General features: G+C 66.3%; 15 protein-coding genes. 12 read left to right on the forward strand and 3 right to left on the reverse strand.

What is annotated here, in order from left to right; translation table 11 throughout:
- Nucleotides 1-14 precede the first annotated feature (14 nt).
- Nucleotides 15-1,208, forward strand: a complete 1,194-nt coding sequence (locus tag AB0M73_RS05015) for a hypothetical protein (protein ID WP_363886970.1) — start codon at nt 15-17, stop codon at nt 1,206-1,208.
- A gap of 104 nt (nt 1,209-1,312) precedes the next feature.
- A complete protein-coding gene (locus tag AB0M73_RS05020) occupies nt 1,313-1,612 on the forward strand; it encodes a hypothetical protein (RefSeq protein WP_363886973.1) in 300 nt (99 codons plus the stop codon).
- On the opposite strand, the gene AB0M73_RS05025 is transcribed toward AB0M73_RS05020, so the two are convergent.
- A complete protein-coding gene (locus AB0M73_RS05025; RefSeq protein ID WP_363886976.1) occupies nt 1,609-3,348 on the reverse strand; it encodes a hypothetical protein in 1,740 nt (579 codons plus the stop codon). The two genes, AB0M73_RS05020 and AB0M73_RS05025, sit on opposite strands and share 4 nt — an antisense overlap.
- A gap of 232 nt (nt 3,349-3,580) precedes the next feature.
- Here AB0M73_RS05025 and AB0M73_RS05030 point away from each other — a divergent pair, with 232 nt between their 5' ends.
- From AB0M73_RS05030 to AB0M73_RS05070, 9 genes are all read left to right on the forward strand, one after another.
- Nucleotides 3,581-3,910 carry a hypothetical protein gene (locus tag AB0M73_RS05030; RefSeq protein WP_363886979.1) on the forward strand — a complete coding sequence of 110 codons (330 nt, stop codon included), beginning with the start codon at nt 3,581-3,583 and terminating at the stop codon, nt 3,908-3,910.
- Nucleotides 3,911-3,951: 41 nt separating this feature from the next.
- Nucleotides 3,952-4,518: a DUF3558 domain-containing protein gene (locus AB0M73_RS05035; RefSeq protein ID WP_363887456.1), complete on the forward strand. Its 567-nt coding sequence runs from the start codon at nt 3,952-3,954 to the stop codon at nt 4,516-4,518.
- Entirely contained in the window at nt 4,518-5,954 is a 1,437-nt protein-coding gene (locus AB0M73_RS05040) for a hypothetical protein (protein WP_363886982.1), read from the forward strand. The genes AB0M73_RS05035 and AB0M73_RS05040 overlap by 1 nt, the downstream gene beginning before the upstream one ends.
- 44 nt (nt 5,955-5,998) lie before the next feature.
- Nucleotides 5,999-6,742: an ESX secretion-associated protein EspG gene (locus AB0M73_RS05045; protein WP_363887458.1), complete on the forward strand. Its 744-nt coding sequence runs from the start codon at nt 5,999-6,001 to the stop codon at nt 6,740-6,742.
- 34 nt (nt 6,743-6,776) lie between these two features.
- Nucleotides 6,777-10,637 (forward strand): DUF6531 domain-containing protein, encoded by a 3,861-nt coding sequence (locus AB0M73_RS05050; protein ID WP_363886984.1) that lies wholly within the window; start codon nt 6,777-6,779, stop codon nt 10,635-10,637.
- Nucleotides 10,638-10,654: 17 nt separating this feature from the next.
- Entirely contained in the window at nt 10,655-10,876 is a 222-nt protein-coding gene (locus AB0M73_RS05055; RefSeq protein ID WP_363886987.1) for a bacteriocin immunity protein, read from the forward strand.
- A 753-nt stretch (nt 10,877-11,629) separates the two neighbouring features.
- The gene (locus tag AB0M73_RS05060; RefSeq protein WP_363886990.1) at nt 11,630-13,144 is read left to right on the forward strand and encodes a class I SAM-dependent DNA methyltransferase; all 1,515 of its coding nucleotides are present in this window, start codon (nt 11,630-11,632) and stop codon (nt 13,142-13,144) included.
- Nucleotides 13,145-13,202: 58 nt separating this feature from the next.
- The gene (locus tag AB0M73_RS05065; RefSeq protein ID WP_363886993.1) at nt 13,203-14,354 is read left to right on the forward strand and encodes a restriction endonuclease subunit S; all 1,152 of its coding nucleotides are present in this window, start codon (nt 13,203-13,205) and stop codon (nt 14,352-14,354) included.
- A gap of 1 nt (nt 14,355) precedes the next feature.
- Complete coding sequence (locus AB0M73_RS05070; RefSeq protein WP_363886996.1) at nt 14,356-17,418, forward strand: HsdR family type I site-specific deoxyribonuclease; 3,063 nt, start codon at nt 14,356-14,358, stop codon at nt 17,416-17,418.
- A 936-nt stretch (nt 17,419-18,354) separates the two neighbouring features.
- Here the strand turns inward: AB0M73_RS05070 and AB0M73_RS05075 are convergent.
- Both AB0M73_RS05075 and AB0M73_RS05080 read right to left on the reverse strand, forming a co-directional pair.
- A complete protein-coding gene (locus AB0M73_RS05075) occupies nt 18,355-19,659 on the reverse strand; it encodes a hypothetical protein (protein ID WP_363886999.1) in 1,305 nt (434 codons plus the stop codon).
- Entirely contained in the window at nt 19,656-21,971 is a 2,316-nt protein-coding gene (locus AB0M73_RS05080; RefSeq protein WP_363887002.1) for a hypothetical protein, read from the reverse strand. Before AB0M73_RS05080 ends, AB0M73_RS05075 begins: the two co-directional genes overlap by 4 nt.
- 277 nt (nt 21,972-22,248) lie before the next feature.
- Here AB0M73_RS05080 and AB0M73_RS05085 point away from each other — a divergent pair, with 277 nt between their 5' ends.
- The gene (locus AB0M73_RS05085) at nt 22,249-24,792 is read left to right on the forward strand and encodes a GIY-YIG nuclease family protein (RefSeq protein WP_363887005.1); all 2,544 of its coding nucleotides are present in this window, start codon (nt 22,249-22,251) and stop codon (nt 24,790-24,792) included.
- The last annotated feature ends 856 nt before the right edge of the window (nt 24,793-25,648 follow it).

Raw genomic sequence — 25,648 nt, forward strand, 5'->3', positions numbered from 1 at the left:
AGGAAGAAGGAACGATGCCCCACCGACTGTCGCTGGTGCGCCGACTTGCCCTACTACGGCGGGCCTACACCGGGGAGACCGACTCCTCACTGCTGCCGGTGGTCACGTCCGGCGTCCAGCGGCTCACCGCCGACGACCGCGCGCTACTCCACGAGATCCTCGACCACAACCACATGGCCCGCTTGTTCGGCCATGACGAGATGCCGCCGCCACCTCCTCATGTCCGCCAAGCACTTCTGCATGACACGACTGATCCCGCTCAACAGGAACTGGAATCGGCTGTGCTGTCCGCTGCCGGCAAGGCCGTCAACTACCTGTACCTGCGTCAGCCCGCCGACCTGGGTCGGCCGGCACGGATCTTTCGCATGGTGCGCCCCGGCCGTGACGAGATGGTGTTGCACCTATACGGGGGCGTGCTGGGGCCGCTGCTGGCGGAACTGATGCCCCGCGAGATCGGCGGGGCTGTCACGGGTGTCCCGGGACTGCGGGCAGAGGTGTGCCGCCGGCACGTTGACCTTTACCTGGTGGACCAGCCGCAGGCGCGGATCATGCTGTCCAACGTGTCCTGGCGGCACTGGACGGCCGCGCTGACCTTCGTCGACCGTGTGATCGGATCGCTGGGCGAACTGGCTTGGCTGGGCAACGACCCAACTCCGTTGACCGAGGCCGAGCAGTTCACGATGGCCACCCGGCACCGAGCACCAGGCCCCGTCGCGCTCAACAGCGCGCTGTTGCGCCGGGGCGGAGTGTTCCGCGACGTGAGGTGGTGGCGAGCGTGGACCCGAGGACGCACGACCACCACGATCGAGTGGCCCACCGAATCCGCCGTGTCCGTCTTGCCGGCGTCCGATACCGCTGAGCCGCGCCCGGTCGCCGCGTCCCTGCACCTGGGTACGGTCGCCCGGCTGCTACTGCACCCGCTGTTCGGCATCCCCGGGCACAGCCCGCGACCGCACTACTTCCACAACGACCGCCTCACCCTGACGATCCCCGACCACGACAACGGTGACGCACGCTCCGGGGTAGTGGAACTCGTGCTGCGTCCACACAATCCCGACCAAGACGACGGCGACCCATTCGCGGGGCTGAGCTGGCGCGACGCCTCCGACGCGTGGACCGACTTCCAACGCGTGCTGGCCGCGCCCAATCCCACGTTCCCCAGGCCCGCGACCGCCCCCAAGCCAGGCCCCCACCAGAACCGCACCTAGTGATCATCCGAACGTACGACAAGCCTCGAATGGGTAGGACGTGGCACCTGCCGAACAAACATGTCATAAGTGCCGAGCACTAATCCCGTTGCAGGAGAACGACTATGACTGACTATGTAACCGTCGGCGAGCTGTTGCGGCTGATCGTCAATCGGATCGACGGTGCTGGCGGGAGGGACTGGCCGGGTGAGTCCGTCTACGCCTACGGGGGCGGACCGAACGACGCGATCCTGGTTGGGTTGGAGCACACCACCACCATCTTGGCCGTCAGCCATGACGGGCCCCGGTGGTTCCAACTCGACCTCCGGGAATTCGATCCATTCCGGGAACCCATCGTGGCTATGGACTACGACGTGCTGCAGGCGCTGGCTCGACGTGCCGGCATTGCCCCGCCAGGGCTTTAGTTCGTCAGCGGGCTGGGCAGGTGTGGGCCGAGATAGCCGATGTGCACCCGGCCGGTGCGGCCACGGGTGTCGTCGAGGTAGTGCATGCGCGGCGCGACACCACCACCGCGGTCGATCCGGATGTGCGCGGGGAAGTAGGCCCAGCCGCTGTCGTCCAGTTCGGTTGGGACCGGGAAGGTGCGGGCGGCGCGGAAGCGGTCGGTGGTGTCGACCATCCGTGACTCCCACCGGGCCACCAGCGACGGAGGGAGGCCGAACTCGCCGCCGTGATTGTCCACATAGGACGTAAAGTCGCCGGAGAAGTCGCCTGCGGCGTAGGCGTTGAGCGCGGACAGGGCGTTCCAGGTGCGGCGCAGCCAGCGGGGTGTGCGCAGGTTGCCGTCCAGCGAGGCGGCGGTGTCGGCCACCTGGTCCCCGATGACCAGGCCGGTCAGCTCGGCCGTGGCGGCGTCGATCAGGTCGGCGAAGGTGGCAAACCGTGTCGGCGCGGCGGGCGCGATGTCGGCGGCCGGGCGGCCCAGCTCGGCCAGCGCCGCGGTCTGCCAAGCCAGGCGGCGGCGTAGGTCGTCCAGTTCGTCCTCGGCCCGTTGGAGTTCCTCGGCGTAGAGGTCGCGCTCGGCGCGGGCGTCGTCGGCCTGACGCAGCGCCTCGCCGACGGTGGTGCGGCGCAACGCGGTGACGGCGTCGTGGTGGGCGCGGCGGTGCCGGAGCACGATGTCGGTCAGGCGGCGGCGTGATCGCTCGGACCGTTCCAATTGGACGGACAGCCGCTGGGTGTCGTCCTGGAGCCTGGCGACCCGAGTGCGGGCCGAGTCCGCCTCGTCGGTGGACTGCTTGAGCCGCTGGCGGAGGATCTGTTTGCCGCTCTCGTCGGGGGCGGTGATCCAGCGAACCGCCGCACTGGGCGCGTCGGCCCCGCCGATGATCACCCGCTCGTCGCCGGCCCACGCCTCGTTGAGGAAGCGGTCCCACATGGCCACGGTCAGCGGGAACGCGTGGCTGTCGGTCCGCCACGACGACCAGGCGATGCTCGCTTCGGCCAGGCGGCCCCATTCTGCGGGCCGGTGCAGGCGCTCGGCGGGGATGGCCAGCGTGGGCTGGTCCGCGTCGCAGCCGGGCGGAAGGTACAAGCGAACTTCGCTGGAATCGGTGCGCAGATGCTCGGGGAGCAGAGCGTTGACCGCGTCGGACAGTTCAGGGCTGAGCTCGAGGGAACCGAGAACGCCGGCCGTGGCACGGCTGAACCGGCCGTAGACCGACCGCAGGTCGCCCTGGGCGGGGATCAGCAGCAGCGGCGTTCCCCGCATGTCGACGGTGATGGTCTCGGCGAGGTTCTCGGCGAAGTCCGGGCCCTTGCCGGCCTCGCACGCGAAGAAGTGGTAGCCCATGATGCTGTCCCGCAGTGGGTAGTCGCTCAGGCCTAGGGTGAACAGCGGGGATTCGGTGCGCCCGGTCCAGGCATGCGGGGCGTCAGCGCGGACCAAGCAGAGCAGCTCGTCCTGGCTGAAATCGTGGTCGGTGATCACCACCACGGCGCGGACGGCTTTGGCCCCCTGTCCCCAGCGGACCCGCCAGCGGCGGATCGGCTCCTTCTTGGTGGTCACGGCGCCGCGGTCGATGATCTGGAGCACGCCAGCGTCGTGCTGGCGCGTGAGGACTTCCTCGTAGGTGTCGGCCAATTCGCGTCCGCATCGGGCCAGCACGCAGAACGAGGTGGGCGGCAGCCGATCGGCCACGGGCCGGTCCTCCTTGCTCGACGGGGTGCGCGTCGAGGGTAGCCAGCTCACCGGCAGGGTGGTTGCCAACGGTCACACCGCGCCGTGCCGAGTGTCACCCGATCAGCGGATTACTCACGGTGGAGAAGGGGGCACTGCACGTGCACGAGTTCGGTACTCTCGGGAACCGTTGGGTGACGGGCTGCGTCTACCTGCACTGATGGGTCTGGGACTACGCGACGGGGGTCGTGGCATGGCGCGGGTTGACTTGGGCGACGGGATGTCCGCTGACCCGGACGTGATCCAACAGGTGATCAACATGGTCACGGCTGAGCGGGACAAGCTGGATGACGTCATTGCGAAGTCGCGGACCTTGGAGCGCACGGTGGCACCGGGGAATGATCCGGTGACGGTCAACACGTTTCACAAGCCGATGCAGGCGTCGCATCCGAAGATGACCAAGGACATCACCACCGCTCAACAGGAGCTTCAGGACATCATCGACAATCTGACGGCGATGAAGAAGCTGTACACCGACGCCGACCAGTCTGGCGCTCACGGGCTGAAGAAGAAGGACGACTAGTGCGACGCGCAGCGATAGCAGTGGTGGCCGGGGCCGTGCTGATGGTGACCGGCTGCTCCACCCCGTCGTCCGTCGGTGGGACGCCTGGGCCGACCTCGACGTCCTCGGCGGGTGCGCTTCCCCCCGGCACGCCGAACGTCGCGAACCCGCTAGACACGACTGCTTTCCAGAAGACGCCGTGTTCGGTGTTGGCTGCCACGCAACTCCAGCAGTTGACGATCTCTGCGGCCGGCCAGCCTGATCTCACGGATGCTCTTGGCCCTGTCTGCCACTGGCATGACAAGGACGGCCCTTCGAAGATGAATCTGACCGTGTACATCGTAACGGCCGGCCAGGGATTGTCAGGTCCGTACAGCCAGAAAGCTAACTATCCGGTCTTCGAGCCGCAGCAGGATATCGGCGGCTATCCGGCGTTGATCGCGATGACCGATGACGCGCGTCCACAGGGCGACTGCCAGATCGGCATCGGCGTCAGCAACAAGCAGGAGATCACGGTCGAGGGTCAACTGAAGACCGGTGCGGACAAGTCGCCGGACATGTCGAATCCGTGTCCTCGGGTCCGAGCTGTGGCCGAAGCGGTGATCGCGACGATCAAGGCGGGGAAGTAATGGGGTTCGGGGACCTGCTCAATGCGGCCGGGAAGGCGCTCAGCGACGCCGGCAACGCGGTGGTGCACGGCGTGGACGAGACGGGCAAGGCCGTCGGGCACGCCGCCGGTTGGGCCACTGGCGGTGTCTACACCGTCTTCACCGGGGATTCCGCCGGGGGCCAGCGCATCGAGCAAAGCATGGACGCCGCCGCCGACCAGATCTTCTTCGACGGCGCGCTGCCGGGCATGGATCCCAAACAGATCTGGAGCTGGTTCCACGAAGGCCCCGACACCCAGTCCTACCAAACCGCGCATGCCACCCTCGGGTCGATCAACACCTCGCTGACCGACAGCGCGACCGCGGTCGCCTCGGCCAAGACCCTGCTCGCCAACGGATGCAGCGGCCAGGCCGCCGAACAGGCCCAGCAGGCCTTCCAGACCGCCAACGCCACGCTGACCGCGATCGGTCAGCACGCGGCGACCAAACAGGCGGCCTACGGCAACCAGGTGCAGACCTTCAGCAGCACCAAGAATTCTGTGGTGAAGGTGGCGGACAACCCGCCGCAGGTCAACCCGCTGGACATCAACCCGATCAGCCAGGTGGACACCGCCACCCAGGTCGCGGCTTATCAGGTTGGCGCGCATGGAAACCAGCAGGCTTACACCAACTACCAGCCGCCGACCAAGACGCACGCGTCGTCCATCCCCTCTGACGGCAGCGCGACCGCCACCCCGCAAGGAACACCCGCCGGCCCCACCGGCACGTACGGTCCGGGGATCAGCGAGCCCCGCTCGTATTCCGGCCCGCCCAGCGGCAACACCAGGCATGCCAGCACGGTCTCAGGACCCGGAGGCGGATCGCCGGCCGGGTCCCCTCCAGGAGGTCCTGGAGGATCGCAGTCCGGTGTCACGCCACCGGGATACGCCACGCCGCCGGGCTATTCGCCGCCGTCCTCGACAGATCTCGCCAGCTACAACGGGCCCGGGGGGTCGGGCCCCGGTGGCGGCAGCCCCAGCTGGCAGAACCCCAGTGGATACGGCGGCGGCACGGACAGCTCCCGGTCCGGCTCGGGCGGTTGGCTCGCCGGCGGCTACGGTCAGGGCGGCTTCGGCGCTGGCGGATCGGCCGCAGGCGGCGCCGGTGGAGCGTCGGGCGGCTCCGGCCTGCGGAGCGGGGCGTCCGGTGTCGGGCGGGGCTCCGGCCCCGGCGCGGGCAACGCGGCCGGCGTCGGCGCTGGTGAGGAAGCGATGGCCGGCCGGGCCGGTATGGGCGGTGCCCGAGGAGCCGCTGGGGCCGCCGGTACGGGTGTCCCAGGTGCCGGTGGTCGGGGCGGTAAGAAGGAAGCGGACGCCGAGCACAGGACGGCCGCCTACCTAGTCACCGAGGAGAACGGCAATGAGATCGCTGGCGATCTGCCGCCCGCGATGCCGGCCGGCGGCGTGATCGGCGAATAGCGGTGATCAGATCCAGTGTGGCCCTGGCCGCGCAAACCTATGCGGTGACGTGGATGTCGGAGGGATTCGACGTCCAGCACGAGTCGTTGTTCGTGCCGGTGGACACCAGCAGCGGCGCCCGACTGGCCCTGGCCACCGTCCAGGCCGGGCAGGAGCTGAGCCAGGCCGGGCTGTTGGACCCGGCCCGGGGTGTGCACCCCGATCTGCTGGACACCTTCCGGGCGCTGGCCAAGCCTGCGGTCGAGTTCTTCGCCTGGATCGGTGACCGGCAGCGCCCGAAGCCGGTGTCGGCGCTGGCGGCCGCGGCCGGCAACGAAGGCGTGCTCGCGGTCCTCAACGGCGCTACTCTCGGGTTGCATCCAGTGCGCCCCGACGCGCTCGCGGACGCTCTGGTCGCGCAGCTGCCTCATGCCGCGGCCGGGCATGGGCAGTCGATCACCGTGCCGGCCAGCGACATCGACGGCGCCGGACGTGGTCGCGGGGATGAGGAGTTCAGCGTCTTCGCCGGCCAGCAACGCAATCCCGCCGTGCAGCAGTTGAAGCGGTTGGTCGCGCAGCCCCGCCGGTGTGCCGCCCAGTTGTACGTCGCGGTCCGCGATGAGCTGGGTCGCCGGCATCGCTGTCCGTTCCCGCTCAACGTGATCGACACCGACACGGGGCGTTGGTTCGTGCAGCGCCAGCACGCGACGGGCGGCCAGGTGTGGCTGACCGCCGCGCCCGCCACACCGCACGTGCTGGCGTCCAAGCTGTACGAGATGCACCGCGTCTTGGCGGCCCACCGGCGGTGACGACGGCCAGCCACGGTCGTTCGGGGAGGCACACGTGAGCAAGATCAACGCGCATCCCGACCACTTACGTCGGTCGGGCGGCAAGCTCAGCGACTTCGGCGGCAAGCTGGCCGACGGCGGCGAGAAACTGCAGACGGCCGGCCAGAACCTGGTCTCGCACGCCAGTGGCGACCGGTCGGGCATCGGCGCCGTGGTGGCGAAAGCCATGGGCAAAGGAATCCAGGTCACCGGCAAGGTGTTCAGCGAGGGCGGCCGGGTCGTGCAGAGCGCCGGCAAACGCCTGGGCACCACCGCCGACCTGTACGAGGAGGCCGACGGCCGGGGCGCGAGTGGGCTGCGGCGGCTGCACCCGGACGCCAAGGGCGATATCGATCCACGAGGTGGCGGCCAGCGGTCCGGGAGCCGGGTCGGTGGTTCGCGGGGCTCGGGGCGGTCAGCCCGCCGGCAACTGGGCGACAACACGCGGCCTGGCGGCATCCCCAAGACCAAGAAGTGCGTCGGCGGTGACCCGGTCGATCTGGTCACCGGCGACGTGCTGATGACCCAGCTCGACCTAGCGCTGCCGGGCGTGCTGGCGCTGTTGTTGTCGCGCACGCACCAGTCGTCCTACCGCGCTGGCCGGCTTTTCGGGCCCTCGTGGGCGTCCACGCTCGATCAGCGGTTAGAGGTCGACGCCCAGGGCGTGGTGTTCGTCGGCGAGGACGGCCTGCTGCTGGCCTACCCCGCTCCGGGCGAGGACCCGGTGCTGCCGGTCGACGGCCCGCGCTGGCCGCTGCGGCGGGCCGGTGACGGATACGTGCTGGCCGACCTCGACGCGGGCCGAGAGCTGACCTTCACCGCCGACGGCACCTTGACGATGATCGGCGACCGGATCGGCCATCGCGTCGAGTTCGACCGCGATGCCGGCGGGAATCCGTTGCGACTGCGGCATTCTGGCGGCTACGTCGTCGACATCGCGACGCTGGACGGGTTGGTGGTCGGCTTGTCCGTCGCCGGCGCACCGGCCGTCCGCTACGGCTACGACGAGGACGGCAACCTCATCGAGGTGGCCGACCCGGAAGGCCGTGCGTACCGGTTCGCCTACGACGCCGACGGACGGCTGACGCAGTGGACCGACCGCAACGGCCATTCCTACCGGTACCGCTACGACGGTATGGGTCACTGCGTCGCCGGCGAGGGCGACAACGGCCTCCTGAACGCTTCCTTCGAGTACGGCGAATCGGTCACCACCATGACCGATTCGTTGGGGCAGAACACCTCCTACCACTTCAACGACGCACTGCAGGTCGTTCGGATCGTCGACGCGCTCGGCGGCGAGACCGTCTCCGAGTGGGACGCCTACGACAGCTTGCTGGCTCGCACCGACGCGCTGGGCCGCGTCACGCGCTACGAGTACACCGAAACCGGCTTCCTGCAACGACTCACCCGCCCCGACGGCACACAGACCGTTGCCGTGTATGGCGAAAACCGCCTGCCGGATATGGTGGTCGAGCCAGACGGGTCGGAGTGGCGCCGGTCGTTCGACCACAACGGCAACGTCGTGGCCGTCACCGATCCAACCGGGGCGACGACCCGCCTGGACTACGACGAGAACGGCCATCTCGCAGCTGTCACCGACCCGACCGGCGCGACCACCCAGTTCGAGTGCGACGCCTCAGGCCAGACCATCGCCGTGACCGACCCGCTGGGCGCGCTCAGCCGGCATGACCGCAACCAGCTCGGCCAGATCGTCGCCATCACCGACGCCCTCGGCGGCCTCACCCGAATGACCTGGACCATCGACGGCCGGCTTAGCGAACGCGTCCTGCCCGACGGCACCAGCGAGCACTGGACGTACGACGGAGAAGGCAACGAAACCAGCTACACCAACGGCATCGGCGAGGTCTTCACCACCGAGTACGGCGGCTTCGACCTGCCGCTCGCGCGGACCGAGCCGGGCGGCGTGCGCACCGAATACGCCTACGACACCGAACTGCGGCCCATCGCGGTCACCGATCCGGCCGGGCTGGTCTGGCACCACGAGCACGACGCGGCCGGCAACATCATCGGCGAGACCGACGTCAACGGCCGCCGCCTCAGCTACACCCGCGACGCGTGCGGCCAGCTCGTCATGCGAACCAACGGGGCCGGCCAGACCACGCAGTTCACCCACGACGTGCTGGGCCGGCTCGTACGCCGCAAGTCCGACGACACCATCACCAGCTTCGAGTACGACCCGGCCGACCGGCTGGTCCGCGCCACCACCGACGGCACGGAACTCACCTTCACCCGGGACGTGCTCGGCCAGGTCGTCGCCGAGACGTGCGACGGCCGCACGCTACTCAGCGCCTACGACGCCATGGGGCGCAAGATCGCCCGCACCACCCCGACCGGCGCGGTGTCCCGGTGGAGCTACGACGCCACTGGCCTGGCCACGCAGCTCACCGCCGGCGGGCAAGCCATGGCCTTCGGCTACGACGCCGCCGGCAACGAGACCAGCCGCCGATTCGGCGCGGCAACCTTGACGCAGACCTGGGACGCCAACCACCGCCTACGCGCCCAGGCCCTGACCACACCCGGTCCAGCCGGGCAGGAACGGCTGGTCCAGCGCCGCGCCTACCGGCTGCGCGCCGACTCCGCCGTGACGGCGATCGTCGACCAGGTCGCCGGGATCCGGGAGTTCGACCTCGACGCCGTCGGCCGGGTCACCGCTGTCACCACGCCGCAGCAACGCGAGCAGTACGCCTACGGCCCTAACGGGGTTCTCACCGCTCCCGACCGCGTCCACGCCGGCACCCTCCCCCGCGCCGCGGGCGCGAGCCGCTACGAGCACGACGGCCAAGGCCGCGTGATCGCCCGGCACACCCGCACGTCGTCCGGCCAGACCCGGACCTGGCGGTACGCGTGGAACGCCGACGACCGGCTCACCGCCGTCACCACACCCGACGGCGTCACCTGGCGTTACCGCTACGACGGACTCGGCCGCCGCATCGCCAAGCTGCGCCTCGGCCTCGACGGACATGTCGCCGAGAAGACAACGTTCGTCTGGGACGGCGCGACGCTGGTCGAGCAGATCCACTCCGGCGGTCAGGCCATCACCTGGGACTACCAGCCCGGCGGGTTCACCCCGATCACCCAGACTGAGCGAATCCAGACGGCGCAGGAGTGGGTCGACAGCCAGTTCTACGCCATCGTCACCGACTTGATCGGCACCCCACACGAACTCGTCGACGGCTACGGCGCGATCGCCTGGCGGCAGCAGACCACCCTGTGGGGCGGGCAGCTCGCACCCGGCCAGCAGGCGTACTGCCCGCTGCGCTTTCCCGGCCAGTACTTCGATGCCGAGACCGGCCACAACTACAACCTGTTCCGCTACTACGACCCCGACACTGCCGGCTACCTCTCCCCTGATCCGCTCGGGCTCGACGCCGGTCCCAACCCCAACGCCTACGTGCCCAACCCGATCGACTGGCTCGACCCGCTCGGCCTGGCCGGCTGCAACGACCCGCGCAACCAGCCCGGCGTCGCCACCGGCGCTGAGGGCCTCGCCGACGTCAAGGGCAAGTGGCTGCGCGGCTCGCACGGTAACGCCGGCCGCATCCCCGGCCAGATCGCCCGCCAGCTGCAGGGCCAGCAGTTCAACACCTTCGACGACTTCCGCAAGGCGTTCTGGAAGGCCGTCGGCAACGACCCGCACTTGACCAAGGAGTTCGGCGCCGATGGCGTCCGGCGCATGCAGAACGAGCTCTCGCCGTTCGCGCACAAGAGTCAGCACGTCGGTAAGGTGAGGAACTACGCGTTGCACCACGTGACACCCATCCAGCACGGGGGTGGCGTCTACGACATGCGCAACATTGTCGTCGTGACACCCCAGTTCCACCGCGACGTCCTCGACCGCAGCTACCACTACGGATGAGAGAGGCGAGAGATCACATGGAACGCCTGACCCGGGAAGAGATGATCGCCCTCGTCGAGCGGCTCAAGCGAGGCGAAGGAGAGGACGCGGAGGCCAGCGACTGGATCGGCCAGCTCGAACGCTCGCTGCCCAACCCGCACATCTCCGACCTGATCTTCTGGCCCGCGGAGGGTGAGGAGAACCTCACCGCCGAGCAGATCGTGGACAAGGCGATGGAGTACCGGCCGATCGAGCTCTGACCACCAGTCCGAGGGCCGCGCCGTTGCCATCTTCCCCGAGCCCGCCTAGCGAGTGAGGTTCACCCCGGGTAGTGGACACCGAGTTAGCAGGATCAGCGGTCCTGCTGGAAGGATGTCCTCATGCCTCCTCGCAAACGCCGGTCCTACACGGCCGAGTACAAGGTCGAGGCTGCCCACCGCGTGATCGATTCCGGCCGCACGATCGTTGAACCCCACCAGCACCAGCACCGGAGGCACCCGCCCCCTCTCCCTGCGCGACCTCGGGCACCGCAACGTCGGCGACTGATCGGAGTAGCGTCCACTGTCGCGTCAGCGATGTCCTGGAATGTGCGCGTACGGGGCATGCTGTGAGAATCGCTGGGCCTCGTCCACGACGTGATCAAGGATCGTAAGTGAGCAGTCACTCCCTGACGACCTGCCCCGCGCCCCGCGGCGCACGAGCAGCTGCCGCGCCTGCATTGGCAACTGCGTTGATAGCGACCGAGCAGCCGATGGTGGCTCCACCAGTGCACACGAGGGCGCCGCAACCGCCACGATCTACACCAGCACCGTCGTCAGGGCACCGCCTTGTTCGCGACAGCGGCCGATGGCGATGACGGTGGTGCGGAGACGACGTGCCGGCAGCTGTGGCTTGACCTGGCTTTCGGCAGTGCCCTCGCGGTGTGGGGCGGTAGCGGTACCGAGGGAAGGGTCAACTCCTGTCAGACCCCTCCGACAGAATGAGATCACTCCGAGCAGAAGGACCTACCCCTGGTGACCATCACGCAGCAGGACCTGGAGGCTCGCCTCTGGCAGGCCGCGAACGCGCTTCGCGGACCGGTTGATCCTGCCGACTTCAAGACGTACGTCTTCCCCATGCTGTTCTGGAAGTGGATCAGCGACACCTGGGTCCACGAGCACGCCGAGGCGCTCAAGGACTACGGCGACGGCCTCAACGACGAGATCGAGGGCGACTACCACCGCTTCGAGATGCCCGCAGACACGCTCTGGAGCGAGGCGACCACAAAGGTCACCAACCTGGGCGCCGAGATCGCGAAGGCCTTCCAACGCATCGAGAAGGCGAACCCCCGATCGCTTGCAGGTGTCTTCGGCGATGCTTCATGGGGAAACCAGGAACGCATCCCAGAGTCGACTCTCCTGGGACTCATCAAGGCGTTCAACGAGATCCGTCTCGACCCCTCCACCGTAAGCCATGACCTGCTCGGGGCGGGCTACGAGTACCTGCTGAAGAACTTCGCGGACGAGTCCGGAAAGAAGGCCGGTGAGTTCTTCACCCCGCGAGAGGTGGTCAACCTCATCGTCGGTGTCCTCCGCCCGGAGCCAGGGGAGTCTGTGCACGACCCGACCTGTGGATCAGGCGGCATGCTCGTGGCGACCATCAACCAGGTGCGCGAGCAAGGCAAGGATCACCGGACCCTCCGGGTCTACGGTCAGGAGGTCAACCTGACGACCGCCTCGATCGCGCGCATGAACCTCTTCCTGCACGAGATCGAGGACTTCGACATCAAGCGCGGCGACACCCTGCGCGCGCCGGCGTTCAAGGACGCGAATGGCGCGCTGCGTCAGTTCGACGTGGTCATCGCCAATCCGCCGTTCTCGCTGACGGACTGGGGCGCCGACCGCTGGCCCGCCGACCCGCGCGCCTTCTGCGGTGTCCCGCCAGCCAAGAACGGCGACTACGCGTTCATCCAGCACATGATCTCGTCGATACAGCCGGGGTCCGGCCGGGTTGGCGTGGTCATGCCGCACGGCGTCCTGTTCCGTGGCGGCGCCGAGGCCCGCATCCGGCAGTGCCTGATCGAGAAGGACCTGCTCGACGCGGTCATCGGCCTGCCACCCAACCTCTTCTACTCGACGAGTATCCCGGCCTGCATCCTGGTATTCCGTGACCAGAAGACCGAAGCACGGAAGAACCACGTCCTGTTCGTCGACGGCTCGGCACGCTTCGTCAAAGGCAAGAATCAGAATCGAATGACCGACGAGGACATCAAGGTCCTCATCGAAGCCTACGAAACCGGCGAAGATCCCGACGGCGAGGGCGGCGCGAACGTTCGCCTGGTGCCGTTCGACGAAATCAAGAACAACGGCTTCGACCTCAACATCGGTAGGTACATCAAGGTCGCCGCCGAGGAAACCGCGGACCTGGGCACCGCTCTCGTTGCGTACGCCGACGCCCGGCAGAAGCGACTGGAGGCCGAGGAAGCGATGTTCGCACGGCTCGCTGCGGCCGGGATCGACTTGAGCTTGTTCGGGGTACCCAATGGATGAGTGGACATGGGTCTCCGCGGGGTCCGTCACAACCCAGCGCAAGGACATCATTCAACTGATGGACGGCCTTGAGTATCGAACAATGGGCGTGCGGTGGTACGGCAAGGGAGCATACGACCGAGGCATCGGAACGACTGAGACGATCAAAGCCAAGCGGCTCTACCGTGCGACGGCCGGAGACTTCGTCTTCAACCGCATCGACACCCAGAAGGGTGCATTCGACGTCGTTCCGGACGGCTTGGACGGAGCGCTGGCGACTAACGAGTTTCCGCTATATACGACAGATTCTGGCAGGCTTCTGGCCGGATTCCTACTGTTGTACTTCCGGCAAGAGTCGGTCCTCCGTGCCATCGCGAACTCTCGAGCCGGCTCGGAGGGGCGGGCACGCTGGAAGGAAGCCGACTTCGAGGCTTGGCGGGTCCCCCTGCCACCTATTGGCGAGCAGCACCGCATCGTCCACCTTATGTCTACCGTCGACGCTCAGGTGCAGGCGCTTCGCGCAGAGATTGGTTCGGCTCGACATCTCCACAATCGTCTACTCGCCGAGTCCTTCGAGAACACCAACGGCCACGAATCCGCGATTGTGAACCTGTGTTCGCACGTCGTCGGCGGGATCTGGGGATCGCCCGAAGGTGAATCCGAGGTTGACGTCCTCGCGCTCGGTCCTCGCATCTATGCGCCCGGCACCAGCGACTTCGTCACGGACGGTTCGCCGGTCCGTTCATTCACATTGAAGCAGATCAACTCGCGACTGGTTCACGAGAACGACATCATCCTGGAACGCTCAGGGGGCTCAGCAGACCAACCCGTTGGTCGTGTGGTCATCGCCGGTTCGGGGCTCTCTCCATGCATTCCCACCGACTTTCAACGACTGATGCGCCCAGACCCAGCTCGTGTAGAACCCCGCTACCTGTTCTGGCGTCTCCAGCACGACTGGAACCAGGGACTGACACGTAACTACAGCCGCCGGACGACTGGCATTACCAACCTGTCGGTGAAGGACTACATCGCTCGGGTCATCCAGATACCCGACCGGGCCGAGCAGGTAGACCTCGTGCAGCGCGCGGACGCCGTTGAAACGGCGGTGCGAGCAGCCGAGGAGGAACTCACCCACCTGCGCGCCTTCCGCTCGACCCTTCTGACAGCTCTCCTCAACCAGGAGATCGAGATCCCTGAGTCCTACGACGACCTGCTGGGGGCGGTTTCCTGATATGGGGTTCACCGAGGCGAGCACGATTCAGACGTCGTTGCTGGACTGGGCGGAGGATGCGGGCTGGGAGCATGTTCCCGGGGTCGACTTGCCTCGGGGTGAGCATGATGTCGTCATCGAGCCGTGGGCGCGTGAGGCGCTCCTTGCCCTGAACCCGGATCTTGTCGAGGACCCGGAGTCGGCTGACATGGTCCTGTTCGAGATCAATCAGGCGATTCTCGACGCGCAGAACGGGCTGGTGGCGGCCAACGAGCGGCTCACAGTGATGCTGCGCGGGGATCACTCGTTCGTGACCGTTGACGGTAAGCATGTGCCGCGGCGGCTCATCGACTTCGGTGATCTGGAGAACAACCGGCTGGTCGTGGCCGACGAGGTCACCATCACGGGGGCCGTCAAGCCCCGCCGCTTCGATGTCGTCTACTACGTCAACGGGTTCCCGTTGGTCGTGGCGGAGACCAAGACCCCGGTGAAGAAACAGGTATCGTGGGTCAACGCGGCCAAGGACATCTATGGCACCTACGAGGTCGAGTACCCGCAGTTCTTCGCCACCAACGTCTTCAACGTCGCCACCGAAGGCCTGGATTTCCGGATGGCTCCGATCCGGTGCTACCCGGATCCGGACTCGGAGATGTGGGCGAGGTGGGGTTCGACGACGGACGACCCGAAGCTCACCGGCCCGGCCCGGGTCGAACGTGCGGCCCGGCTGCTGCTCTCGGCGCGGGTGGTCCTTCCGATGTTGAAGGACTTCGCGATGTACCGGCATGCCCGGGACGCCTCCGAACAGGACGTGAAGTTCCTGCCGCGGTACCCGCAGTTCGAGGCCGCGCTGGCGATCCACGCGAAGGTATTCGAAGGTCGTCCGGGAGGACTGATCTGGCATCACCAGGGTTCCGGGAAGACCGAGCTGATGGCGTTCACCGCCTCGCGTCTTCTGCGGGATCCGGCGGTCGGTTCGCCGACTGTCGTGGTGATCGCCGACCGCAAGGACCTTGTCCGGCAGACCGCGGAGATGTTCGAGACGGCCGGGATGCCGCGCATGTCGGTGCCGGGGAACAAACGGGAACTGTGGAAGATCCTGAAGCGGGACGAGCCCGGGGTCGTCATCACGACCGTCCACAAGTTCGCGGAGGCCGGTCACCTCAGCGACCGGTCGAACATCATCGTGTTGGTGGACGAGGCCCACCGCACCCAGGAAGGCAAGTTCGGCAAGGCCTGGCGGGCGGCGGTCCCGAGCGCCAAGTTCTTCGGCGCGACCGGTACCGCGATCAAGGACAAGGACCGGTCCACCTTCAAGTTGTTCGGTGACCCGGAGGACCCCGGCCTGGTCATGAGTCGCTACACGATGGAGCACTCCATCCTCGACGGGTTCACCAAGCCGGTGATCGTCGAGGGCCGCTCGGTGGGTTTCGAGCTGGACAAGGAAGACCTGGACGAGGCGTTCGAGGAACTGGCAGACCAGGAGCAACTAGAGGAGGACGAGAAGGTCTACCTGTCCGGTAAGGCCTCCCACGTCGAGACCGTCTTGTCCAACCCGAAGCGGATCGCTGCCGTCTGCGCTGACATCGTCGAGCACTACCTAACGTACGTCGCGCCGCTTGGGCAGAAGGCTCAGGTCGTCGCCTACAACCAGCGGCTCGTCGTGGCCTACGCGAAGGCCATCGACGCGGAGCTGGGCCGTCGTGGCGCCGTCGCGCGGATGCCCGGTGGGCAGGAACGCGAAGTGGGTGTCGTGATGCACGTCGCGGACTCCAAGGACACTCCCGCCGCGTTGAAGCCGTACCTGCTCACCGACGAGCAGGAGGAGACCCTGAAGCGGCGCTTCAAGAAGGTCGAGGACCCGCTGTGCTTCGTCGTGGTCACGGCGAAGTGGATGACCGGGTTCAACGCCCCTATCGAGGGTGTGCTGTACCTGGACAAGCCGTTGAAGGCCGCGAACCTGTTCCAGACGATCACGCGGCCCAACCGTCCGTGGAAGAACCCCGTCACCGGGCAGCGGAAGGACTACGGCCGCGTCGTTGACTACATCGGCCTGGCCAAAGCGATCGGTGAATCGCTGGTCGGCCCGCAGTCCAAGACAGGGGAGCCAGAGGAACCCCACATCGTTGACCTCTCGCAGCTGGTCGCCAAGTTCATGGGCGACCTGACCAAACTCGACGCGATGTTCGCGGGCATCGACAAGACCGACTCCGGCTTCGCCTCCCTGGCGCAGGCGCACGAGCGGATCAAGGACGGCACTGCCCAGCGTGACGCTTTCGTCGAGGGGTTCGTATCGATCCAGACAGTGTGGGAGTTCCTGGACCCCAACCCGATGCTCACCCCGTTCAAGGGCACCTACTACTGGCTGGCGAAGGTATACGAGTCGATCCGGCCCAAGGACGTGTCCAAGGCCTTCCTATGGGAGCGGCTCGGCGCCAAGACACAGGATCTCGTCCACGGCCACATGACCGGTGTGACGGTGCGTGCGAACCGGACGAAGAACGTCACGCTCGACGCGGCTGGCCTCGAACTGATCAAGAAGATCGCCGAGCAGTTGAAGATGCCGGAGATCGACGCACCGGATTTGAAGCCCGGCGACGTGTACCAGGAAGTCCTGGACAGCATTGAAAGCCGGCTGCGGCGCCGTCTGGAAGAGTCCGACAGCCCGGTCTACCAGAGCCTCGCCGACCGCATCGAGAAGCTGCGCCAGAAGGCCATCACCAGCGTGGAGGAATCCCTGGCGTTCCTGGAACAGGCGCTACAGATCGCCCAAGACGTCGTCGCGGCCGACCGGGCAGCCGAGGAGGGCCGCCTCGAGGACTTGGAGCCACTGGTCGACCCGAAACGCGGCGCGCTCACCCAGATCGTCGAGGAGAATACGCCTCCGGGCCTGCACAAGATCGTGCCGGACATCGTCTTTCGGATCGACTCGATCGTCCAGGAAGTCGCCTACACCGGATGGACCGAGAGCGACGCCGGGGACAAGAAGGTCCGCAAGGAACTGCGAGCCGCGTTGAAGAACTTCGGACTCCCCGTGACCGGCGAGTTGTTCAACAAAACGTACGAGTACGTGAGAGAGAACTACTGAGGACCCCGCGGATCGTCCACACCCACCACGCGCGGCACAGATCGGGACGCTGACCGGCCGCTCCACGATCAAAGGGTAGGAGGCCTCCACCTGCCCAGGGGCGGCGGTTCCACAGCGCCAAGCCACAAGCGGTTCCTTCCCGGCCAGGACTACCCGCGAGTCGCGCCGCATCGAGGCGAGCTGCTGGTGGCCACCGCGGTGTGTCAGGCTCCGCCGTTGCCCTACCGCATGCGCCCGGTCCCGGGGCCTGGACCATGGCCAGGTCCGTGCCCTGGCGGCGTGTACGCGGGAACCAGCGCTGGTCCACATGGGCTGATCGCGGACACCCTCGCCGGCCACGTCGCAGATCCGGCCTTGCCCACCTGGGGCATGCCACCGTGTAAGGCGAGATCCTCTGCGTGACCACCGCGAAGGCCGAACCTGGTGCCTGGGACGCCTGCCTTCGGGAGCCGCGGCGAGTATGTCCCGCCCCGGGTTTGATGGAGTGGGCGCCCTGTCCGCTGTGGGTAGGTCCACTTCTTTCGGACCAGACGGCGGTGCCAGGCCAGGAGTGTGGTTGGCCTGACGATGCGGCATGTCCGGAGCGAGCGTGGTAGCAGCCTGGTGAGGGCGGACAGGATCGCCCGGTCCGGCCAGGTAAGATGTGGGGTCGGCCGACCTGACGACGCAGCACGGCGACCTCGTGCCGCAGCACCAGCACCTCGGCGATCAACGCGGTCCTGTTGCCAGAGAGCAGCATCAGCCATCCGAGCACCCGAACTGCGAGCAAGTACAAGACACGGAACGCCACGGGAGGTGATCATGTTGGTGTGTCGCTGTTGACGTAACGCCAGGTCACGGCTGCAGCGTCGAGTTCTGGCGCGGTACAGGCTTTTAACGGGTCAGCACGGCAAGCGCAATAGATGGGCCGAGTAACTCGCAGTCACTGCCCGAGTATCATCTCGAAGCCTTGCGCTTTGAAGCAGCGCTGGTTTTCCTCGACGATTGGCTTCCGCGCTCGGCAGGTCGGCCTGAACGGTGGTCGGCGGGAGGGATCATGCCCGGGCGGGACACGATGATCACGTCGACGATCCCGGGCACCGCGAGCAACGTGCGACAGGAGAGGTCGTGTTGCTCCACAGATGACGAGTCGTCGTAGATGAAGACGATGATCTCCTTGTAACGCTCGTCCTTCAGGTATGCAACCGAGTCAACCATCACCTCCTGTTCGATCTTCTTGAACTCGCTGGACATTCGCACGTACTTGACCTCGATCAGCAGTGCGAGACGAGAAAGCCCGAAGTCGGCCCGGTAGCTGCTGCGCCCGAGCTTGGCCAGGGTGTCCTCGTCGACCACGTCGTCGAAAACCGCGCGAAGCATGATCCACAGGATGTCCTGGACCTCGCGCTCCGCGTCGATCCGCCAGCGAATCGGGTCCTTCAGCGTGTCGTCGTCCCACCTCCACCTGCGCAACGCTGCCGGGAAGCGACGGAGCACCAGACCGACCTGCGACGCGCTGATCACCAACTGCTCGGCACTATCCATCGCGAGCCGCTCGCCGAAGAGCAGCCAGAGAGCCGCCTTCCGGCCGTCGACCTCGTCCGGATTGGCGCGAAGGAACGTCTGCGCCGCACGTTGCTGAACGCCGCGCAACTCGCCCGCCGGCAGACCAGTGGTCCCCGTGCCGGAGGTGAGCATGAAGAACGCGACCGCCAGCTCGTCCCCGGACATGCTCGCGAGGTCGGGGATCTCGGCCGGCTCATGGGCGAGCTCTGCTTGGAGGTGCAGGTGGATCAGGTCGAGCCAGGCGTCGTTCGGCTTCCGGCGAGGGTCATTGAACACGTCCTGAAGCCAAGGCAGAAAGGAGGGCAGGCAGTCTTGGAGTGCGCGCCCCGCGAGGTACACGCCGATGAGAATCGGGGCGGAGTACAGGAAGGTGAGACGGTCGCCGGGGTACGGGTCTCGCCTCATCAACCGTTCAATGCCGGTCACGAGGACGTCGGCGAAGTCGGCAAGCAGCGCCGGTTGCGCGGCCGCTGTATAGCCCAGCACCGCGAGCGCTGACGGGACGTCCATCCGGTCGGCGTTCGCCTCCAGCCACCCCGAGGTCTCCGAGTCGACCTTCCATCGGATCTGAGCGGTTTCGCTGAGGACGTACCGGGCGAAGAGACCTTCTACATTGCCTGGCACGTTTACGGCCTCGACCTTGTGGCGCCACGCCGCGAGCTGTGCACCGAAGATCGTTTCCTCGGCCCCTGTCACAGAAACCACCTGCTGAAGCGCAACTTCATGTAGATCATGTCCGAGTTCCAGTTGGTCACGTGACGCAGCTTGCCCAGCAGACCGGCGATGAGGTCGGAGTAGGAGATCGTGACCGGCTTGCTGGTGGGATAGGGACGGCGCCAGGACATGGCCGTAAACCGGAAGACCTGGCCCGCGAGGTAATCGATGTCGGTGAACGTCGACTCGCGGTGCAGCTTGAGCAGGAGCGGCTTCGGAGCGCCTTGCTTGTCGCTCTTCATCTCCCGCGGCCCCTTCACCGTCACGAGCAGCTCATGCTTGCTGATCGGCACGGCGAAACCGCGCCGAGCAACACGCTTCCCCTTCGTACCCCTGCCAGCCTTCACACCATCGGAGTTCTCGTCCAGGACGAGCCACGGGTGATCCTCAACAACCGTGACGAACGCGAACTCCACGCTTGCGTACTCCGAGGTCAGCTCGGTGACCAGTTCCTTGACCGCCCGCGCCTCCTTGTCCTTCAACGGCTTGAAGACGTGGAAGATGAGCCGAACGAAGTCGTCGGACCGCCAGCCCTGACGCACCTTCACGTCGGCGATGCACGTCCGGAGCGCGTCCAGCAACGCTTCCGGGTACCGCTCGTACGGTGTCTCTCTGGACACGTTGGATACGAGGTAACGGCCGTCGTAGTTGAACACCGTTGTGATACCGACGAACCGCTCCGCCTTGCCTATCCGGTCATCGGCTACCTGCGCGCTGCCGATACCGAAGATCAGTTCTCTGGCCATCGGCCGTCCCCGGTCGCTGATCGCGTACGGCGTGCCGCCCAGCTTCGCATAACACGCTAGCGCCATCGTCGAGAGTGGGTACGCGAGGGTGCTGTCGCCGGTGATGTTCTCGACCTGGTACTCCTGCACCGGGATGCCCTGGCCCATGAATGTCGACTTCGACACGAGGTATGGACTGTCGTCGCCGGTCTGATGTTCCTGCACCGCGCTAGTGAAGACGAACGCCAGGTTGATCTGCTCGTCCCTCGAGAGGGCAGTCAGGCACGCCTGCCGGTAGGCGGCCGCGTCCCGCGCGTCGCCGTCAAACACCGTGAAACTGAAGGTGCAGTCGGTCAGCCGGAACTTCCGCACGAACCCTTCCGCGTAGGCGCTCGATCCCCGGACGCCGTTGCGGAACCTCTCCAACAGCGTCTCCACCCTGCCCTGAAACTGCCGCGGCACCACCACTGCGATGTGGGGCGCCTTAGGTGTGAACGACTCAGCGTCCAGTGGGCCGAATTTCGTCAGGCCGGCTTCCGGGAACGGTGCCGTCTTGTCCCCTGACTGGTCGAACACGAACGTCGGCTCGTCCAGCGTCCGGACGTGAGGATGCTGCGTGCTGGTCAGCCTCAGTGACGTGCCCAGTTCGGCCGTCAATCCGTTGCCGATGTCGAACTTGCCGAGACCGATCAGGTTGGCCGCGATCCGGTTCGTGTCCGCAATACGCTGCTCCGCGTTGGTCAGGCCGACCACCTGGGCTTCCAGGGCGTCGAAGTCCCGTTCGTAGGATCGTCCGCACGCCTTCCGCAGCACAGCGTAGAAGTTGGCCTTGTTCGACTCGATCCACGACTCCGCCGCGTCCAGTTCCACCTCGCCATCGCGGCAACGCACGCGCAACTTGGCACCGTCAACGGCGACGACCTGCCCCACGAGTCGGCGTCGCGCGTGCGCGTCCTGAAACGGCCAGGCGCGCGCCGACGATGATTCCGTCAGCACGTACAACCCGTCCACCTGGACGCCGCGCCGCAGGAGCACACCAACTGAAAGGTCGATCTCGTATCTCGTCTTCAGCCCGACCACGACGCCGGGGAACCCGCCTGGACCGTGCCGGCGTACGTCCAGCGAGTACTCCGGAAAGACGTGCAACCCGGGAAGCTCACGCCCCAGGGCCTTCGCCAACAGGTCGCGACCAGCCACTCGCGACACGAACGTCAGCGGGCCATTCCGCCTCAGCTCGTACTTCCACTTCTCGGTGAGAATCCGCCGCAGGCTCGCTTCGAGGAGGCTGGTCTGTACGACAACATCGGGACCAGCAGCTGTGACTGCCGTGCGCTCACCGATGACCTCCGCCCCCGATGCAAAGGGCACGCACACGACCTCCCTACCACGGTTGACGACCACGTGGGAGGTGCGAAGCTCCTCACGAAGAGCGCGCAACCTGTCCGGCGTCTCGAAGGGCAACGTGCCAGCGTCAACGACCCGCCCGTCGAACCGAGCTGGAAGGAAGTTGACAACCAGCAGTGGCCCTCGGCCGCCAGTCACGGCTGATCGTTCTCCGGAGTAACCCACCACCCGAGGCTACGACAACACCCCGACAATTTCGGCCAACCCGCCAAACTCCACGCGATCCTCCCTACGAGAACGCCAGGCCAAACCGGTTCAGCGTGTCAGATTCCAGAGTCAACCACCGATACTGACCAGTAGCTTCAGACGTTCTACGAGGTCAAGTGCGTTACGCGACATCATCGGTACCCCCCACCACACACACACACACACACAAGGGCAGTCCAAGGGTGCCGCGATACCCCCTGTCATCTACGCGAGTGACGCACGGGACACTCGGGCTGTGCCTTCCAGAGACGATGTTGCCGGGCAACGACACCAGTGGATCGCTTCGACCTGCGCCAGCATCGTCGGAGTGCTGGACACCCACCCCGCGTTCGACTCGGTGAGCCACGGTGCCGAACTTGGCGAACCAGCTCTTGTGCGCGCGCTCCTGATCGCACGGATCGCCACCCTCGCCGCCAATGGACGCTCGAAGGACGACGTTCTGGAGGCGTTGACGACCAGCGCGGTGTTCGCCACCTCGGAATCGGGAGCACTGTCCGATCTGGTTGATGGCGTCCACAGACGGTTGCAGCACGACGGGATCACAGGGCCACTGCCGCTGGACTACGGCCTTCGTCCATGGAGCCCTGAGACTACCTATCGGTTCTTGCTGGAGGTCTGGTCAGAACGGCGACTGGCTGCGAACCCTAAGAACCACGTTAGACGCGAGTTGGTGCGACGGTGGGGCGTACGCGATCGTCACTGGCTTGACGGCTGTCTGTCCCGCCCAGCGGCGCCGCTACAGGGATATCCCGACATCTGGGCGACGCTGCGGGCCGAATCCGACGGCAGAGTCGGCAATTTCGCAGCGCTTGGCATTAGTGGCACCCCGGCGAGCCAGCAGACCTGGGAGCTCTGGATGGGCCGGCTACCGTTCGACATCTCGCTCGCCGGGCACCTGTTTACCATTGGCAGCGACCTGATCAACGGCATCCAGGCTCGGCAGTTTCTGCGCCGCACGTACGATCAGGTGGAATCAAGCCTGCGACCGCCCATCACCCGCGCCCTCAAGATCATCGAAGACCAGATCGACCGGGTGACCGGGGCCATCGGTGAGCTGAGCACCCTCGAACGCGATCTGGTCCGCGAGCGTAGCGATGAGGAACACGCCCAGGACAACCATCTCGCAGCGCTACTGGAGTCGTTGAGCACCACCACGGCACGGCCACTGGTACATGATTTGGCGACCGCACATGGCATGTGGGGCCCCTTGCCCTGGTGGACCATCACGGTGCGCGACGAAGACCACGAGCGCGCCTCCGCCGCGGCTCTCGTCGAGGGCATCCTGCCCCTGGGCCTCGACTCAGAACCCGCCTCACCGCAGCGGCTCGAGCTGATCTGCCGCAAACCTCGGACGAGCTCGACGGGACTCGACGCCCATTTCACGTTCGACCTCACCAATCCCGTCCATGTCGGCGAGCTACTGGTTATCGGTCGGCGTGACGGCATCTGTATCGACATCGTCAGGGACCCGAGCGACGAGGATGACGACCCGAGACCCGCTCACCTAGGCACCCTGCGGGCGACGATCAGCCGTGAGCTCAGGCATCGCCTGACTGAGATCACTTCGATAGCCGTGAGCGAACTCCTGCCGAGTGGAATGGGCGCCGAGGGCGACGGCGATATGCGCTCGCGGGACCAGACTGGGCGGCAGATCACCGGTCCGCAACTGGTGAACATTCCGGGCGCGCGTGAAATGTTGATCAGCTCCGCCGGTTGCGCGGGCGGACGACTCACGTTAGACGTCAAGACCCCTCAGACGACGATAGCCCCCTCCGCCGAGAGCGAGCGTCGCACCACACGGTCGTCCCGAAACGGTGAGGGGCCACCAGTGCGCGTACGTCAAAGCAACGGGTTTGTCTACGTGAAGCGGAATCCGGCCTTCGCGGACATGGTCAAGATCGGTTACACGGACCGACTACCGGAAGATCGGGCCGGGGAGCTCTTCAGCACCGAGGTGCCGTACCCTTTCGAGCTGCTATACCGAACTGTCACATCGCGTCCTCGTGAGGTGGAGCAAGCTGTACACCGGCTTCTCGCGGTCCACCGCGTGGCTCCGAACCGCGAATTCTTCCGCGTGGATCACACGACCGCCGAGGAAGCGATTCGCTACTGCCAGGAGTTGGTATCCGGAATCAGATCCTGGCGGCCGATGCCGGTAGTGCACCGCTTGCGCGACGGGGACCGGATCACGTTGCCCTTGAAGGCCGACCAACTGTTCGTCATCACCGCCTACGAGGACGGAGTGTTGTCGAACGCCGCGAAGATCGTCGACGTGTGGCAGGCACACGCGGATGGCGACCTCCTGGAACTCCACGTCGTTGGCGACGCACAGAAGATCCATGGTGTGAGCGACAATGATCCCGATGGCTACGAGGACCCGGTTCCGTACCTCAATCGCGACTGCTCTACACCAAACGGACACCTGATCGGCCGGGAGCGGCTGGTCGCCGGCGACCGACTGTGCTGGTTGTCAGACCAGGACGGAACCATAGTGTGCTCCTCCGTGCTCTTCGAGATGTCCGGCTTCTGCCAGGTCACGTGCCGCACATGGAATCCCAGAGTGGACGCCGGTGGCATGCCGCTGGTCCTCAATCACGTGACTCGTTCAGGGGCACCGGCCCTTACCGCCGCGATCCGCGAGGTACTCGAGCTAGGTCCTCCACGGACCTGGGCGCCCCGTAACCCAGACCCTTGGGGCGAGTGGGTTCAACCAGCGACACATCCATCCTCTCCAGAAGATTGGCTGACGCAATTGGGGCCTCGTCGTCGCAAGCGCTGACACGTATACGGGCGGCACGCTAGAGATCTCGAATAACCAGGATTGGCCGGCCTGGTGCTTGTCGAGAACACGTCCACCCAGATCAAGTGGCATGCCGATACTCATGAAGCACGCCGCCAGCCGGCCCCGCCGGCGTATCGCAAGCTCATCGATCCGATCGGGTTCAAGAGGCTGGGCCCGAGCTTGCATAGGTCGGGACCGCGGTGGCGGCTACACGCCGTCGGGGAGCAGCACGGGGAGCAAATGGGGAGCAGACAGGCGCGCACAACGGCCCTGAACGGCATTCAACGACTCTGAACAGACCCGCGCCGACCTGCGGAAGTTGCATTTCCGCAGGTCGGCGCACTATGGCGTCCTTGGTTCACACCTAAGAGGTCACCGACGGTGGAATTCGAACCTGCGCACGGGAAGCGCTGACAATGGGCACCCACAGTTCGCTGTTCTCGCCGGCTATGGGGCGCCCGCAGGAAGCTCACCTTGCGCTTAGTTGGGAGGAGCTGACCAGTCCCCGCCTCTGTCCGGGAACGGGATGGCCGCGGCCATCGAGCGGGCTTGGCTTCTCCGGTTAGGTCGGCATGGCTTGGCGGCGGCACCCCAGTTCCGTCTGGAGCCGGGCCGACCGCGGCCGTGTTCTGTTTGCGCTGGTCAGCGCAGTGCGATGGGCGGTGGGCCGATAACCGCCCTTACGTCAACCTACTCGTGACCTGACTTGGCGGATCAAGCAGCGGACTACCGAGGGTGATCAGCTCGCGTGTTGTCAGACCGGGGCGAGACACGTGGGCCTGTACCGTGCCAAAAGTCGACGCGTAGGCGGTGACCAGGTATTTCGCCGGCCAGCTCAGGCAGCCCGCCGGAA

Source organism: Kutzneria sp. NPDC051319 (assembly GCF_040682195.1).
Lineage (GTDB): Bacteria > Actinomycetota > Actinomycetes > Mycobacteriales > Pseudonocardiaceae > Kutzneria.